The 16,685-nt window shown below is 52.6% G+C and carries 13 protein-coding genes and 1 pseudogene; 8 read left to right on the top strand and 6 right to left on the bottom strand.

Annotated elements, in window-relative coordinates; all coding sequences use genetic code 11:
* Positions 1-38: 38 nt before the first annotated feature.
* Positions 39-515 carry an Lrp/AsnC family transcriptional regulator gene (locus tag ETV65_RS20380; protein WP_129954905.1) on the bottom strand — a complete coding sequence of 159 codons (477 nt, stop codon included), beginning with the start codon at positions 513-515 and terminating at the stop codon, positions 39-41.
* 133 nt (positions 516-648) lie between these two features.
* Here ETV65_RS20380 and ETV65_RS20385 point away from each other — a divergent pair, with 133 nt between their 5' ends.
* Positions 649-1,065 (top strand): DUF2000 domain-containing protein, encoded by a 417-nt coding sequence (locus ETV65_RS20385; protein WP_129954906.1) that lies wholly within the window; start codon positions 649-651, stop codon positions 1,063-1,065.
* Positions 1,066-1,140: 75 nt separating this feature from the next.
* Here the strand turns inward: ETV65_RS20385 and ETV65_RS20390 are convergent, their stop codons facing one another.
* From ETV65_RS20390 to ETV65_RS20400, 3 genes are all read right to left on the bottom strand, one after another.
* The gene (locus tag ETV65_RS20390) at positions 1,141-2,325 is read right to left on the bottom strand and encodes a sugar transporter (RefSeq protein WP_129954907.1); all 1,185 of its coding nucleotides are present in this window, start codon (positions 2,323-2,325) and stop codon (positions 1,141-1,143) included.
* 172 nt (positions 2,326-2,497) lie between these two features.
* On the bottom strand, positions 2,498-3,040 hold the full coding sequence (locus tag ETV65_RS20395; RefSeq protein ID WP_129954908.1) for a M15 family metallopeptidase: 543 nt from the start codon (positions 3,038-3,040) through the stop codon (positions 2,498-2,500).
* Positions 3,037-3,867 (bottom strand): gamma-glutamyl-gamma-aminobutyrate hydrolase family protein, encoded by an 831-nt coding sequence (locus ETV65_RS20400; RefSeq protein WP_129954909.1) that lies wholly within the window; start codon positions 3,865-3,867, stop codon positions 3,037-3,039. Before ETV65_RS20400 ends, ETV65_RS20395 begins: the two co-directional genes overlap by 4 nt.
* A gap of 470 nt (positions 3,868-4,337) precedes the next feature.
* On the opposite strand from ETV65_RS20400, the gene ETV65_RS20405 reads away from it, so the two are divergent.
* Genes ETV65_RS20405 through ETV65_RS20420 form a run of 4 tightly spaced genes read left to right on the top strand, consistent with a single transcriptional unit; the run spans position 4,338 to position 13,442 of the window.
* Positions 4,338-5,681, top strand: a complete 1,344-nt coding sequence (locus ETV65_RS20405) for an MdtA/MuxA family multidrug efflux RND transporter periplasmic adaptor subunit (RefSeq protein WP_129954910.1) — start codon at positions 4,338-4,340, stop codon at positions 5,679-5,681.
* Positions 5,678-8,875 (top strand): efflux RND transporter permease subunit, encoded by a 3,198-nt coding sequence (locus ETV65_RS20410; protein WP_129954911.1) that lies wholly within the window; start codon positions 5,678-5,680, stop codon positions 8,873-8,875. The genes ETV65_RS20405 and ETV65_RS20410 overlap by 4 nt, the downstream gene beginning before the upstream one ends.
* Positions 8,876-12,001, top strand: coding sequence for an efflux RND transporter permease subunit (locus ETV65_RS20415; RefSeq protein WP_129954912.1), 3,126 nt, complete (start codon positions 8,876-8,878; stop codon positions 11,999-12,001).
* Positions 11,994-13,442: an efflux transporter outer membrane subunit gene (locus ETV65_RS20420; protein WP_129954913.1), complete on the top strand. Its 1,449-nt coding sequence runs from the start codon at positions 11,994-11,996 to the stop codon at positions 13,440-13,442. The genes ETV65_RS20415 and ETV65_RS20420 overlap by 8 nt, the downstream gene beginning before the upstream one ends.
* 362 nt (positions 13,443-13,804) lie before the next feature.
* Here the strand turns inward: ETV65_RS20420 and ETV65_RS20425 are convergent, their stop codons facing one another.
* Positions 13,805-13,984, bottom strand: coding sequence for a hypothetical protein (locus ETV65_RS20425; protein ID WP_015696029.1), 180 nt, complete (start codon positions 13,982-13,984; stop codon positions 13,805-13,807).
* A 521-nt stretch (positions 13,985-14,505) separates the two neighbouring features.
* Here ETV65_RS20425 and ETV65_RS20430 point away from each other — a divergent pair.
* Together ETV65_RS20430 and tssD are read left to right on the top strand one after the other, a co-directional pair.
* Positions 14,506-15,195 (top strand): hypothetical protein, encoded by a 690-nt coding sequence (locus ETV65_RS20430; RefSeq protein ID WP_129954914.1) that lies wholly within the window; start codon positions 14,506-14,508, stop codon positions 15,193-15,195.
* A 239-nt stretch (positions 15,196-15,434) separates the two neighbouring features.
* A complete protein-coding gene (gene tssD / locus ETV65_RS20440) occupies positions 15,435-15,914 on the top strand; it encodes a type VI secretion system tube protein TssD (RefSeq protein WP_015696031.1) in 480 nt (159 codons plus the stop codon).
* Between the two features lie 109 nt (positions 15,915-16,023).
* Here tssD and ETV65_RS25250 read toward each other — a convergent pair.
* Positions 16,024-16,151: pseudogene (locus tag ETV65_RS25250) on the bottom strand (IS630 family transposase); the annotation flags it as partial.
* A 258-nt stretch (positions 16,152-16,409) separates the two neighbouring features.
* Here ETV65_RS25250 and ETV65_RS20445 point away from each other — a divergent pair.
* Positions 16,410-16,664: a helix-turn-helix transcriptional regulator gene (locus ETV65_RS20445; protein WP_129954915.1), complete on the top strand. Its 255-nt coding sequence runs from the start codon at positions 16,410-16,412 to the stop codon at positions 16,662-16,664.
* The last annotated feature ends 21 nt before the right edge of the window (positions 16,665-16,685 follow it).

The following is a 16,685-nucleotide window of genomic DNA, read 5'->3' on the forward strand; positions in this document are numbered from 1 at the left end:
GCATACGCGAAAATGATGGGTTTTTTGTCGCATCGTCCTTAAATTCCCTCCAGCGGCAGTACATCCAGCGGTTTGATTTCCCTGAGCACAAACGAAGTTTGCATCTCCTTGATGCCGGGTAAGCGGCGTACCACTTCCATCGCGAAACTGGAAAAACTGTCGAGATCTTTCGCCACCACCTGCAACAGAAAATCTGCGTCTCCGGCAATGGCATAACAGGCTATTACCGAAGGTAGTGCGCCAACCTGTAACTCGAAACGTTGTGCATCTTCCTCGCTGTGACTGTCGATTTTCACCCGGATAAAGGCCAGCAACCCCAGCCCGATTTTTTTCCGGTCGATATTCGCCTGATAGCCGGTGATCACGCCGCTGTCTTCCAGCTGTTTCATGCGCCGCCAGCAGGGTGATGCCGCCATGCCCACTTTTTCGGCCAGCTCCTGATTGGTCATTCTGCCCGAACCCTGAAGTTGTTTAAGAATGCGAAGGTCTGCCGGTGAAATTTCAGATATGGACATAATCTGCCTTTTAAATGTGATTTTTAGAAAGAGATAACCAAATTAGGGCATTTTACCGCGCAAAAAGGAAGCACCTTTCCGCAGCTTAACGCTATCATTTTTGTCATCAATAATGATGAAAAGGGCGGACAAAATGGCAAATAACCTGCGGGTGGCAATTATCCTCAATCCTGAACTCCCGCCGGGATTACTGGCAAATACAGCAGGTGTGATTGGTATCGGATTAGCAGCAAAATTCCCGATGCTGGCAGGCACTTCTCTGAGCGATGTGAAGGGCGTCACGACCGATACTATCTCTAAAACTCCGTTGCCCATTTTGCAGGCCACGCCCGATCACATTAAGGCGCTGATGTTTAAAGCACTGGATGCCGGAGGCGAGCACGGCGTGGTGCCGTTCCCGGCATTTGCCCGCACTATGCATCAGTTCGAACAGTACGAAACCGCTTTTCCGCTGCGGGATTTATACGATGAAGTTATAGATGGCGTCGGGCTGGTGGGGCCGGAAAAATGGATTAAATCGCTGACCGGTAATCTGAAGTTATTGCGCTAACGTATTGAAGCAACGGGTATAAAAAAGACCGAATACAGGGTTTGTATTCGGTCTGAGCGTTTTGCTAATCCGTATTCAGTTCGTCGCTTTCAGCTGCGGATAGCGTTTGAAAATTGTCAGACACCAGACGAATGCGACGCAGCCGATCAGGCCACCGGCATAGCCGACGTTGCTCATTTCCAGATGCAGACTCACCTGATTACCGATAAGTGCACCGGCACCGATACCGATATTATAAATACCGGAAAGCAATGCCATTGAGACGTCAGTCGCGTCGGTCGCCAGCGTCAGGACGCGCACCTGCATCGCCAGGCCGATAATCATCATCGCCAGCCCCCAGATCACGCAAAGCACTGAAATCGCGACCGGATTCATGACTGCCACAAATAACAGTAGCATGCTAAGCGTGACCAGTAAGATCGGGCCGCTGAGCATGGCAGCCGGGAAGCGGTTGCCGAGCAAACTGAACGCAATGCTGCCGAGAATGCCGGCGCCGCCGAAAATAAGCAGCAGGAAAGTCGTGAAGTTTTCACCCATGTGGGCCACGCTCTGGATAAACGGTTCGATATAACTGTACGCCGTATAGTGAGCGGTCACTATCAATGCGGTAAGCAGATACATACCGACCAGTGCCGGGCGGCGGAATAACATCGGCACACTTTTCAGGGAACCGGTATGTTCACTTGGCAACGGTGGCAGCAGTTTAATCAGACAAATCAGCGTCAGCAGCGCAACGATGCCGATGCTCATAAAGGTGGTACGCCAGCCAAGATACTGCCCGATCAGGCGGCCCAGCGGTAAACCAAGTACCATCGCCAGCGCGGTGCCGGTCGCTAACATACTGAGTGCCTGCGTCTTTTTACCGGCCGGTGCCACCCTGATCGCCAGCGAGGCAGTGATCGACCAGAAAATGGCATGGGCGAGGGCGATACCAACGCGTGAGGCCACCAGACTCCAGAAACTCCAGGAAATGACAGATAACACATGGCTGGCGATAAACAGGCAAAAGATAACGATCAGCAGGCGCTTTCGTTCAACATTGCGGGTTAACAGCATCAGTGGCAGCGACATCAGCGCGACAACCCACGCATAAATGGTCAGCATCAGGCCGACCTGTGCTGTCTGCATATTGAAACTGGCGGCGATGTCGGAGAGTAACCCAACGGGCACAAATTCGGTGGTATTGAAGATGAATGCGGCAATAGCCATCATCACAACGCGAAGCCATGCTGTCCTGCGCGAAACGGTATCTGATTGCATTGAAATTTATGACTTATAAGAAGATGTTGGAATCAGGCATCTGTCTGGCAGACACCTGTTGAACACATAGTGTGTTTTATTTGTTCGAAAAATGGAACAGAAAATTGGCCTGTCAGATAAATCTTCAGGCAACAATTTTAGTGATGGAAACTGAGACGCAGGTCACTGTGTTTTATTGCGGATGCCAGCACCAGTGCCACGGCTCGTAAATAAATCCCCACGGATTACCCTGCGGAAATGACATCACGAACCCGAAGCGGGCAGCGTTATTTTGCAGCCATGTAAAAGCCGCGGTTTCGCCGAAAACACCTGTCACTTCATCGCAGCCGGGGGTATTGATGTCCACCGCGCAGCCGGTGTGATGTTCACTGCATCCTGGCGGGGCCAGTGAGGTGAAGAAAACTTCCGGTGCTATGCCTGCATGTTGTTTGGTGCGGATTAAATCAGCCTGATAACTCAGGCTTCGGTAGGCGGAAACCAGATAAATGGCCACGCCGTCTGCGGCAGCATGCTGTTTCATGGTGTGCCAGGCGGCAGAAGCGGGGGCGGTCAGACGGTATATTCTACCGGTGTCGGCATCGGTTTCCGTCTCCACCAGTAAGTGTTCACTTACGTCTTCGAAATACGGCAGTGTGCGGTGTGCAATAACCGCCGGATCGATATGCAGACCCCGCAGTATCTGCTCCGTTTGCGCCTTAAGTTGCGCCTGTCTCATGCCGGTTCGTCCCCCGAACGACCCATCACCTCGTTCATGGCCTCCGTCATCGCTTTACCTGCTGAGCGCATCGACTGCTGATAACGTGAGGCGGCGGCCACGAATGCATTAAGAAGCTGTGTGTCCTGCGTATTTTGCTGATATTCAGGATGCCATTGCACGCCGAGGCAAAAATCATAATCCTCGCATTCAATGCCTTCGATCACCCCGTCGGGTGCATATGCATTCACGATGCAACCGGGCCCCACGGTTTTCACCGCCTGATGGTGCGAACTGTTAACATCGTAATTATCGCGATCCACGCAGCGGCTGAGCAGCGAACCTTCAACGATTTCTACCGGATGGTGCGCACGTTTTTTTCCGCCTGCGTTTTCGGTGTCAATGGTGGTGCTGTGTTCAAGGGCATCGGGTAACGCATCGGGAATATGCTGATACAGCGTGCCGCCGGTTAACACGGCGAGCAACTGCTGACCGCCGCAAATCCCGAGCAGCGGCATGTTGCGCTGCATGGCACCTTTGACGATGGCTTTTTCAAATTCGGTACGGGCGGGTTTCAGGCGAACCTGATCACTGGTTTGTGGTTCATTAAACAGTTCAGGCGGCACGTCAAATGCCCCGCCGGTCACGACAATGGCATCGCACAGCGCCAGGTATTCATCGGCCAGCGTCGCGTGATGCGGCAAAGCCAGCGGTACCGCGCCCAGTTCCGCCAGGCTGGTCATATAGTTTTGACGCAAGGCATACCAAGGATAATCGGCATAGCCACCGGCCTCCTCACTGTCGAGTGTTACCCCAATGACCGGCCTGGATTGAAATTTTGTCTGCATTCGCCTGAGTCCCTGCATGGAGATGAAAAACAATCAGAAATTTCACCATATCAAGCCGCGGCTGGCGCAAACAATATAAATTATCAATAGGTCATATTTTCAGGATTTAGCTCTGGTTTTATAACCCTATAAGGTGTGTGGGCAGAGGGAATTTCGCGCTATTCCCGGGTTTTCCTGACAAAATTCTAAAGCAGCCTGACATTTCCTGATGCTTTTCTGTCGCCATCTTCAATATTCATTCTCATTTAGTTCTTAACATTAGCAGGCGTGAAAGGATAAATTAGCGGGTATCATTCATCCTGCTGAATGAAATAAAAATTCTTAATTGTTAGCAAAATCTTTACGTTGTCCTAAAAACAGCCATTGACGCTTTTAGAGATAATGTGTTTTTGACTGATATTGAAAATCTCTGGTTGAAGGTCATTTTTCAGCTGTTTTCTTCTCATTATTACTGCGAAACCAAGAAATTTATGCTGCCGACTGCCTCGTCTCGTCCCAAAAAACACACATTCCTGTGGATTGTTGTCACCATTATCGTTGCCGCGATCCTGGTCTGGTTCTTTGCTTTTCACCACAGTGCGTCCGATCCTTCTGCCCAGAAAAAGCCGGGCCGTAGCGGCATGCGTGCGATGCGCGGCCAGATGATGGCGGGGATGGCAACACCGGTACAGGCCGGAAAGGCCACACAGGCGGACGTGCCGGTGTATTTGCGCGCGCTGGGTACGGTCGTGGCGAATGCCACGGTGACGGTGACCAGCCGGGTTGATGGCCAGCTAATGAAGGTGTACTTCACCGAAGGGCAGAAAGTGGCGCAGGGGCAGTTACTGGCGCAGATTGACCCGCGCAGCTATCAGGCGACGCTGGATCAATATCAGGGCTCACTGGCCCAAAATCAGGCGCTGTTGAAAAGTGCTGAACTGACGCTGGCACGCTACCGCAAATTGTATGCGCAGGATTCCCTGGCACGTCAGGATCTGGAAAGCCAGATCGCGACCGCGGGTCAGTATGCCGGTGCCGTCAAAGCCGATCAGGCACAAATCGCCGCCGCAAAACTGAATATTGAATTTGCGAAAATTACCGCGCCGGTCAGCGGGCATGTCGGTTTACGACTGGTCGATCCGGGCAATATGGTCTCCAGTTCCTCCACTACCGGCATTGTTACCATTACCCAGACTCAGCCTATCGCCGTCACTTTCAGTGTGCCGCAAAGTAATCTGCAAACCCTGCTGAAAGCGTTGCGTGGGGGAAATCTGTTGCCAACCACGGCTTTTGATCAGAACGGCAGTGAAGTGCTCGGACAAGGGAAACTGCAATTTATCAGTAACGAAATTGATACCAGTACCGGCAGCATCAAGCTGAAAGCATTATTCGATAACGCTGATGAAAAACTTTATCCGAACCAGTTTGTGAATGCCCGCTTACAGGTGGCGACGCTGAAAGACACCACCGTGATCCCGGCGGCGGCATTGCAACTGAGCAGTGACGGTGACTTTGTTTATATTGTGAAAGCCGACAGCACCATTGAGCGTCGCAGCGTGAAATCCGGCCCGGATTTTGGTGATGACCAGGTAGCGATTTTGTCCGGCGTAGCGCCGGGAGAGCAGGTGGTGACTACCGGTATTGACCGGCTGAACAACGGCACTAAAGTCGAGATTGTGACACCAGGCTCAGACGATGCTGTCGCCGCAGGCAGTTCGTCGAAAGAACGTGAGCAACGCGGTGGTGTAGATAAGGCCACGACGGGTGCGGATAAAACGGCTGTCGCTCCGCAGGTAAACCAAAACACTGCCGGTAAAGACAGCGGGTCTAAATGAATCCTTCACGCCTCTTTATACTCCGGCCGGTCGCGACCATTCTGCTGATGGTCGCCGTGCTGTTGTCGGGAATTTTTGCCTACAACATGCTCTCGACTTCGGCGCTGCCGCAGGTCGATTACCCGACCATTCAGGTCACCACGCTGTATCCGGGGGCAAGCCCAGACGTGATGGCTTCCGGTATTACCGCACCGCTTGAGCGTCAGCTCGGGCAGATGGCGGGGCTGAGTCAGATGTATTCCACCAGCGCCAGCGGTTCATCGATTATTACGCTGAAATTCTCGCTGGACTTGTCCCTTGATGTGGCCGAGCAGGAAGTGCAGGCGGCGATTAATGCCGCTGACAGTCTGCTGCCCAGCGATTTACCGAATCCGCCGACCTACAAAAAAGTCAACCCGGCGGATGCGGCGGTGCTGACACTGGCCGCAACGTCTGAATCGCTGCCGCTGACCAAAGTGCAGGATCTGGTGAATACCCGCGTGGCGCTGAAACTGTCGCAAATTTCCGGCGTCGGTATGGTGACGCTGGCAGGAGGAAATCAGCCTGCGATCCGCGTACAGGTAGATCCGCGTAAGCTGGCGGCGCATAACCTCAGCATGGAAACTATCAACACGCTGATCGGCAACAGTAACGTCAACGGTTCCAAAGGCGGCTTTGACGGCCCGCATCATTCCATCACGATTGATGCCAACGATCAGCTGCGCACCGCAGATGAATACGGCAATCTGATCATCAATTATGAAAACGGGGCAGCGTTGCGTTTGCACGATGTTGCGACGCTCTCCGAAGCACCGGAAAATCAGTACCTTTCTGCATGGGCCAATAAGCAACCGGCGATCATTATCAGCGTTCAGCGTCAGCCGGGCGCGAACGTGATTCAGGTCGTGGATGCTATCAAAGCACAGTTGCCGAAATTGCAGGAGTCCCTGCCGGAGTCCGTCAAAATCAGCGTAATTTCGGACCGGACACAAACTATCCGTGCCTCGATCAGCGATGTTCAGTTTGAGTTATTGCTGTCTATTGCGCTGGTGGTCATGGTCACCTTCCTGTTCCTGCGCAATGTCGCGGCGACGCTTATCCCAAGCGTGGCCGTGCCGCTCTCACTGGTCGGCACCTTTGGCGTGATGTATCTGTGCGGTTTCAGCCTCAATAACCTTTCGCTGATGGCGCTGACCATCGCCACCGGTTTTGTTATTGATGACGCTATCGTGGTGGTAGAAAACATTTCACGACGACTCGAGGAGGGTGAAACACCGATGCAGGCCGCGCTGAAAGGCTCGCAGCAGATCGGCTTTACCATTATTTCCCTGACTTTCTCGCTGATTGCCGTGTTGATCCCGTTGTTATTTATGGGGGATGTGGTCGGGCGCCTGTTCCGTGAATTCGCCATTACGCTGGCGGTGTCGATTCTGGTGTCGATGATCGTGTCGCTCACCCTGACACCGATGTTATGCGCCTATTTGCTGCGTCACACGCCGGAAGAAAAACAGAGCAAGTTTTATCGTAAAGGCGGTGAGTTTTTCGACAAGCTGATCGCCGGTTACGACCGTATGCTGATCGTGGTGCTGAACCATCAGAAGATCACGCTGCTGGTGGCCGCCGCGACGTTAGTGTTCACCGCGTTACTGTATGTGATTGTGCCAAAAGGGTTCTTCCCGTCGCAGGATACCGGCATGATCCAGGGGATCACCGTGGCGTCACAGGATGTCTCCTTCAGCGAAATGGGGCGTCGTCAGCAATTACTGACCGCTGCCATCCTCAGTGATCCGGATGTGGAAAGCGTTTCCTCTACCATCGGCGTGGACGGCAATAATACCAGCCTGAACAGCGGGCGTTTGCAGATCAGCCTGAAATCCTTTGATGAACGCAGCGAACGTGCACCGGCAATCATTGAGCGCCTGAAACAGGAAACCGCAGGCGTACCGGGCATTACACTTTATATGCAGGCTTCGCAGGATCTGACCGTCGACGATCAGGTGACGCCAAGCCAGTACCAGTTCACGCTTGATGATTCCGACAGCGAAAATCTGGTGGAGTGGACACCGAAGCTGATTGAGAAACTCAGTGCATTGCCTGAGTTCAGCGAAGTCGTCAGTAACCTGCAAAATCAGGGGCAGATTGCTTACGTAGAACTGGATCGCGATGCTGCTGCACGCTACGGGATCACTGCATCTGACGTCGATACTGCGCTGTACAACGCTTTCGGTCAGCGGCTGGTTTCCACCATCTTTACCCAGGCGAATCAGTACCGCGTCGTGCTGGAAGTGGCGCCGCAATTCCAGCAGTCACCGGCCTCTTTTGACGATGTCTACCTGGCGACTAACAACAGTACTTCGACCTCCGGCACGGTGGCGACCACCACCAGCAGTACATCTTCTACGTCTGACAGCGGCACCTCGACCACAACCACTAATGCCGGTGCCACCAATGGCATGGTCAAACTGACGTCGGTTGCCAAAATCCACATGCGCACCGGTGCGCTGTTGCAGGCGCGTCTCAACCAGTTACCGGCAGTAACGGTGTCGTTTAACCTCAAAGACGGTTATTCACTGGAGCAGGCGCAACAGGCGATTAAAACGACTGTGGCCGATATCGCGATGCCGGACAGTATCACCCTGCGTTATCAGGGGGCGGCGGCGTCGTTTGAAAGTGCCACCGGCAACACGCTGTGGTTGATCCTTGCCGCGCTGCTGACCATGTATGTCGTGCTCGGTATTCTGTATGAAAGTTTTATCCATCCGGTGACCATTCTGTCCACATTACCATCAGCGGCGGTGGGCGCCTTGCTGTCGCTGATCTTTGCCGGTACGGAATTCAGCCTGATCGCGCTGATCGGGGTGATCCTGCTGATCGGTATCGTGAAAAAGAATGCCATTATGATGATCGATTTTGCGCTGGATGCGGAAAATAAACAGGGGCTTTCGCCGCGTGAGGCGATTCATCAGGCGTGTTTACTGCGTTTTCGTCCGATCATGATGACGACGATGGCTGCTTTGCTCGGCGCACTGCCGCTGATGCTGGCGAGCGGATCCGGCGCGGAACTGCGTCAGCCGCTGGGGCTGGTGATCGTCGGCGGCCTGATCTTCAGTCAGATCCTGACGCTATTCTCCACGCCGGTGATCTACCTGATGTTTGACCGGCTTTCTCACCGCCTCAATCCACGTCACCGGCGTGCAGCGAAGCAGGCGGAATAAATGAACATTTCGCGTTTCTTCATCTTTCGTCCGGTCGCAACATTACTGCTGACGATGGCGATACTTCTGCTCGGTTTGCTTGGGTATCGCCTGCTGCCGGTCGCGCCGCTGCCCCAGGTGGATTTCCCGACCATTCTGGTCAGTGCCAGTCTGCCGGGTGCCAGCCCTGAAACCATGGCGGCAACGGTGGCTACGCCGCTGGAAAGGGCGCTCGGGCAAATCGCCGGTGTCACGGAAATGACCTCGCGCAGTTCGCAGAGTTCGACCAGCATTATCCTGCAATTCGATCTTGATCGCGATATCAATGGGGCGGCGCGTGACGTGCAGGCGGCGATTAATGCCTCCCGTGCGTTATTGCCGAGCAGCATGCCGTCGCTGCCAACTTACCGCAAAGCCAACCCGTCGGATGCGCCGATTATCATGCTGGCCCTGACCTCGGCTACGCGCAGTAAAGGTGAACTGTATGATATTGCCTCGAGCCAGTTGCAACAGAAAATCGCACAGGTCAACGGCGTCGGTCAGGTTTCACTGGTGGGTTCTGCACTGCCGGGCGTGCGCATTGATTTGCGTCCTGAGGCAGTCACGTCTTATGGCATCTCTCTCGATACCATTCGCACTGCGATTGCCAACAGTACCAGCAACTTGCCGAAAGGCTTGCTGCAAGGTTCGGATCAGTCATGGATGATTGAAGGTAATGGTCAGCAAAGTACTGCCGCGCAGTACAAACCGCTGATTGTCACCTACATCAATGGCTCGGCAATCCGCCTGAGCGATATCGCCAATGTTTACGATTCTGTCGAAGACAAATATAACGTCGGGTATTACAACAGCACACCGTCGGTCATGATCGGCGTGACGCGGCAGGCTGGCGCGAACATGCTGGAAACCATCGAGGCGATCAAGGCCGCGCTGCCGCTGATGAAAGAAAGTCTGCCAGGAGATGTGCAGCTTAATCTGGCCCTTGACCGTTCGCCGAACGTTTCCGCTTCTTTGCGTGATACTGAAATGACCCTGCTGGAAGCCACGCTGCTGGTGATCGCGGTGGTGTTTGTGTTCCTGCGTAACTGGAATGCGGTGTTGATCCCCGCCGTGGCGCTGCCCGTGTCACTGATCGGCACCTGCGCGGTAATGTATCTGCTCGGCTATAGCCTGGATAACCTCTCGCTGATGGCGCTGATTATCTCCACCGGTTTCGTGGTCGATGATGCCATTGTGGTGCTGGAGAATATTACCCGGCATATCGAAGAGGGAATGGGGCCCGTGCGTGCGGCGCTGAAAGGTGCACAGGAAGTCAGTTTCACCGTACTGTCGATGACGCTGTCGCTGATCGCCGTATTCATCCCAATCCTGATGATGGGCAGCATTGTCGGGCGCTTGTTCCGTGAGTTTGCGGTGACGCTGAGTGTCTCACTGATCATCTCGATGCTGGTATCGCTGAGCCTGACGCCGATGCTGTGTGCGCGTTTCCTTAAACGCAAACCACCGGTGGAAAAACGTCAGCCGCGCATTTACCGCATGATCGAACGCGGCCTTAACAAACTGCTGGCGGCCTATTCTGCGGCGCTCGGCTGGGTGATGCGTCATCAGCTAATGACGCTGGTGGGGTTGTTTCTCACCGTGATCCTCAATTTCTATCTTTATACCGTAGTAGAAAAAGGTTTCTTCCCGGACCAGGACACCGGGATGCTGATGGGCATGTTGCGTGCGGATCAGAATACCTCCTTCCAGTCGATCCAGCCGCAGGTGCTGAAATACAGCAAGATCATTCAGGATGATCCGGCGGTCGAAGCGGTGATGAGTTCAGCGGGCAGCGGCGGTTTCGGATCACGTAACACCGCGACCTTCTTTGTACGACTGAAAGATTTCGACAAACGTACTGCCACCGCCAACCAGGTGGCTAACCGTCTGATGATGGCGACGGGCAAAGAGCCTGGCGCGCAGCTGTTCCTGATGGCGGCGCAGGATCTGCACATCGGCGGACGCAGCGCTAACGCGCAGTATCAGTACAGTCTGCAATCCGATGATCTTTCCGTGCTGCGTGAATGGGCACCGAAGGTGCAGAAAGCGCTGGCGAAATTGCCACAACTGACCGGGGTGGATTCCGATGCACAGACCGGCGGTCAGGAGGTCATGCTCAATATTGACCGGGATCGCGCCACGCAACTGGGCGTGAACGTGAAGATGATCGACACGTTGCTCAACAACGCCTTCAGCCAGCGGCAGGTCGCGACGATCTATAAGACGCTGAACCAGTATCATGTAGTGATGAACCTGACATCGGATTACACCAGCAACCCGAATGTCCTGCATCAGTTATACGTGGTGACCGAAGCCGGTGATCAGGTGCCGCTGTCCGCGTTTGCCACCTTCAGTGGCGCCAACGCACCGCTGTCGGTTTCCCATCAGGGGCAGACAGCCACTACCACCATTGCATTCAATCTCGCTGACGGCTATGCGCTGGAGGATGCCCAGGCTGCGCTGAAAACCGCTATGGCGCAAATCGGCTTGCCGGATACCGTTCATGGCAGTTATGCGGGGACAGCGCAGGCATTTGAAGCGCTGGCCAGTTCCATGCCGTGGTTGATCCTGGCCGCGCTGGCAGCGGTATATATCGTGCTCGGCATGTTGTATGAAAGCTATATTCACCCGCTGACCATTCTTTCCACGCTGCCTTCCGCCGGACTTGGTGCGCTGCTGCTGATGCTGGTGACGGGTACGCAACTGACAGTGATCGCACTGATTGGCATCCTGCTGCTGATCGGCATCGTGAAAAAGAACGCGATCATGATGATCGACTTCGCCCTCGATGCCGAACGACGGCTCGGTCTGACGCCGCAACAGGCGATCACTCAGGCATGTCTGATGCGTTTTCGTCCGATCCTGATGACCACGCTGGCGGCATTCTTCGGCGCACTGCCTCTGGCGATGGGCAGCGGTGGTGACGCGGATCTGCGCAGCCCGCTGGGGATGGCGATTGCCGGCGGCCTGGCGTTGAGCCAGATCCTGACGTTATTCACCACGCCGGTGGTTTACCTGTATATGGATCGTACCAGCCGCGCGACGCATCGTCTGTGGCAACGTCTGCGTCCTCACACGACGCCGCCGGAGGCCCGTACACATGACTGATCACACTGAAACTCATTACCCTGAAGCGAATCTGATGACTCTGCAAAAAACACGTTCTATGGTGTTCCGTCTTGCCCCGCTGGTGCTGGCCATGCTTGTCAGCGCCTGTGCCGTCGGCCCTGATTACCAGCGGCCTGACGTGGCGATGCCGACGGCATTTAAAGAAGCCAAAGGCTGGACCGCCGCCATCCCGAAAGATAACCAGGCCAAAGGCGACTGGTGGGCGGTGTATCAGGATCCTGAATTGTCATCGCTGCTGACGCAGGTGCAGATTTCCAACCAGAACGTCGCGCAGTATGCCGCGCAATACCGTCAGGCACAGGCGCTGGTGACACAGGCGCGTTCCAATTTGTATCCTTCCGTGGATGCGACCGTCGGCAGCACGCGCAGTGGCACATCAACCTCCACCAGCAACAGCCAGTCCGCACAATTGAGTGCAAGCTGGGAACTGGATTTGTGGGGCAAACTGCGCCGCACGGCAGAAGAACAGGACGCCAGCGCGCAGGCCAGTAAGGCCGATCTGGCCGATGCCACGCTCAGTGCGCAGTCGGAACTGGCGCAGGATTATTTCCAGTTGCGGGTGATGGATCAGCAAATCGCGTTGTATAAGCAAAGCATCGATGCCTATCAGCGTTATCTGACCGTGATTGAGAACCAGTATGCCGGTGGCAGCACCTCGCGTGCCACACTGGCGCAGGCGCAAACTCAGCTGGAAAGCACCAAAGCCTCGGCGCTGGATCTGCAATGGCAGCGCGCCCAGCTTGAGCACGCTATCGCCGTACTGATCGGCAAACCCCCCGCACAGTTCAGCCTCGCGGCACGTGACGTCAAACTCAACCTGCCTGCGATGCCGGATGCGATTCCGTCGCAACTGTTGCAGCGTCGTCCTGATATCGCCGCCGCCGAACGTACTATGGCCTCTTCCAACGCCGCCGTCGGTGTGGCGACTGCCGCGTACTATCCTGATCTGACCTTAAGCGCCAGCGGCGGTTTCGCCAGCTCGGCCTTCCACAATCTGTTCTCGCTGCCAAACCGCGTCTGGTCTTTAGGCCCGGAACTCAGCCAGACGGTACTGGATTTCGGTTCCACCCGTGGCAAAGTGGCACAGGCCGAAGCCGCGTATGACGCCGACGTCGCCAGCTATCGCCAGAGCGTGTTAACCGCGATGCAGGAAGTAGAAGATTATCTGGTCGAACTGCACACGCTGGACAGCGAGCTGGTCGCCCGGCAGAACGCTGCCGATGCCGCCAAAGAGTCCGCCCGCGTGACCTACAACCAGTATCAGGCTGGGATGATCGACTATCTTGACGTCGCCACCACTGAGAACACCAGCCTGACTCAGCAGCAAAGCGTCCTGTCACTGCTCAGCACCCAGATGGTCACCAGCGTTAAGCTGATCGCAGCCCTGGGCGGGGGATGGAACGGGGATGTGGGTAAGTAAGCGAGTGTGAATTATCTCTGCACGAAGGACACATAAAAGTGTCTTTGGTGTAGAGATCGTTATTCATTTCAGTTTCAGCGCGAATGTTGCCGTTCATCTTTAAAAATAATATTACGTGCACAATACTTCCAGGTACTCGCTTCATAACGAAGTAAGATAGTTTTCATATGCGTTTTAACTCATTTTTTTATTTGTATTTATCAAATTTTGATGTAAGTTTCGCAAAAATGAGAATCCAGATGATTACCGATACCGCGCCTATCAACACGCCATACGAGGGAAAGATATAGATACAAAGCAGCCATGATGAAATAATAACAATAGGAAATAAAATGTCTGATAATAATAAAGATATTAAGCTTTTAAACATTATATTTGTCCCTTAACTCTTCATAAGCCTCATCTAAATTACGCAGCATTTTAGCCCTTACTTTCTTTATTACATCCTCTAATGCAGGTTCAATAAAATAATAAAAAATTTCTAATTCAGCGGTGTATAAGATTCCAGGCGTTTGGTAAGATTTAAATAGCACCACAGCCATCAGGATTATACAAGGGTAATTTCTGATTATGTGAGGCTAGTAACGGCTATAAATTTTCCTTAGTGAGTGACGGTTGATATCGACTACTTACGAGCGTAAATACTGGAGTGGCGCGCTAAATTTGGCCGTCTGAAGAGAGGTGATTTAATCGCCTAATTAGTAATAAATTTCTGAAAATTCCATTTTTAAAGGTTCTCCAATAGATTGTGAAAACATATGGGCATAACGTAATGGCTCTTTTTTAAATAGACTCAGCGGGTTTCATGCGCTACATAAGCCGAACTGTTGCCCGTCAGCCACTGGATTGATTTTCCGGTAAATGAGTATCGAACCGCTTTTCTACCACGCCAGGCATCACATCCTGTACCGTGCTGCTGTCGTAACTAAAATTAGCGTTAGTGTTAGACATATACCCAAACCTATCTCTTAAGTTAAGAGACTTCTACTGTCTGGCTTTTCGTGGGGCCCACTCAATGGTAAATCGATCAGCATGGACTGAGTACCTTACGCAAGGAACGATTATGTACGGTAACGATGAAATTATTAGTCATTTACAGGCGAATAAAATTCTTGCACTAAAGCTAGATCACGCTGTAACTGCTGTCGGTCAGCAGGTCGCAAATCAAGTTGAAACATTAGGGAAGGGTGCTACCAGGCTGTTGTATTATACGTCCTGTTTTACCGATGAATATAACGATGTTTGCCAAAAACAAAAGACGGAAGATCTGCGCTTCAGGAACGGTGTCATTCGAATTATCCAGAATGGTGATGTTGTCTATAATATGCTTCATATCTACTTTGAAGAAATATTTAAATACAAAACCAATGACCAATTAGAGTATATCAAAAAACAGCTCATGGCTGTGAATGTTCATATCGCCGCCAGCTCACTTACAGGGGCAGGATATGCTTTAGCGGCCGCTACCAGCGTCCGCATTGGATTGAGTCTAAGTGTGCAACTCAGCTCTCTTACGGGGCGTGCAGCTGGTACGGTTGCCGGTGTAGTGACAACGTATGGCTTGGTTCAGAAAGCGGCGGATAGTGCCCATCGTCTATCCGTTCGATATCCCGCCTATTACGCAGCCCTTTATGCGCAAGAGCTGGAAATGATGTATTTCCTTATTGAGCCAGTGTTCGAACGCGCGGGTGCACTTGAAGTGCAATGGTCTGATTCCAACATCGCAAGTATCATTACTCGAATGATTCGATAACCATGATTAAATATCTAAAGAAATTTCTACTGTGGCAACTAGCGTTTTTATCATCACTGTACGGGCCTGTGGTTCTCACGATTATTTTCGCACTATTTCAGGGTTATTTTTTTCCTGATAGTCCCGTCTGGCCGATAGGCGTATTCGCCATAGTTATGATTGTTATTTTTATACGTTACTGTAAATGGTGACGGTCGAAAAATTAACCGCTGTTAAATTATCACTGATAAGGAAATTGAATGTCCACACCCGCTCACTTATGGCTTGAAGATGAAAATGGTTCTCCGGTTGTCGGTAGCTGCATGATGCCACTGCGTTTAGGTTCCATTGAGCTGAAATCATTCTCCCACGGTGTCACTATCCCCGTTGATTCTCAATGCGGAAAACTCACGGGTACGCGCGTTCATCGGCCTATCACGATAGTGAAAGAATTCGATCAGACTACGCCTCTCCTGTATCGAGCAGTGTGTGAAGGCCGAACCATGAAGAAGGCAATAATCAAGATGTACCGCATCTTGGAATCTGGCATCGAGGCCGAGTATTTCAATATCATCCTGGATAACGTCAAAATCACGACAATTTCACCCTACCTGGCTCCAGGCGGCATGAGCAGCACGCATCTGGAAACGCTAGAGTTACGTTATGAGGCGATCACATGGAAGTACACTGACGGAAACATTATCTACCGAGATTCATGGAATGACCGTTGTTGTGCATGACCACCGTTTTTATTTGCGGCACATTTCCCACAGGTAAAGAATAGCTAATGCCACCCGAGGTGGGTGCACCGGAAAACGGGGAGCAGAGCGACCAGCGTCGGCGAGTAGACGGCTGATAAATTACGCTGAACTTCGGACTACCTTCCCTCAGCGCTGTGTTTCACGACTCCTGTGGATGATATAGTTACCCACAGGAGTCGTGACGATTTTTGCCCGTCGTTATGTGGCTTTCTGGTGCGCTTACAGATACTCTACTTGGTCACTCCGGCCCCAGTTCAGACTCATTTTTGCATCCTTTTCAAATCGAAAATTTTCACCAAAATAATTTTTTACCAACGTTAGCTCAGCTATCTCATCAATATTACATTTCATCTTATCTATCAATAACCTGATTAGCTTCCTTCAACTTTTATCCCGTTTTGGGATAATGTTTCTGCCGGTTTACTCTTCCTGCGTAGACGTTTTATTTACTTATCACTCAGGAAAGGATCCTCCATGAACAAAGCACAGAATCATACCGACTGGCATCAGGCAGACATTATTGCGGCATTGCGTAAACGGGGTACGACGCTGGCGGCGGTATCGCGCAGCGTGGGGTTGAGTTCATCCACGCTGTCGAATGCGCTGTCGCGGTCATGGCCGAAAGGGGAGAAGGTGATTGCACAGGCGCTGGATGTGCATCCGAGCGTGATCTGGCCGAGCCGTTATTTTGATGCGCGGGGTGAGCTGGTGAAGAAGATTCTGCGATGAATATGTTGCAGGATAAGGTAT

The sequence above is a fragment of the Rahnella sp. RFA10(1/100) genome (assembly GCF_004195115.1).
In the GTDB taxonomy this organism is placed as follows: Bacteria; Pseudomonadota; Gammaproteobacteria; order Enterobacterales; family Enterobacteriaceae; genus Rahnella; species Rahnella perminowiae.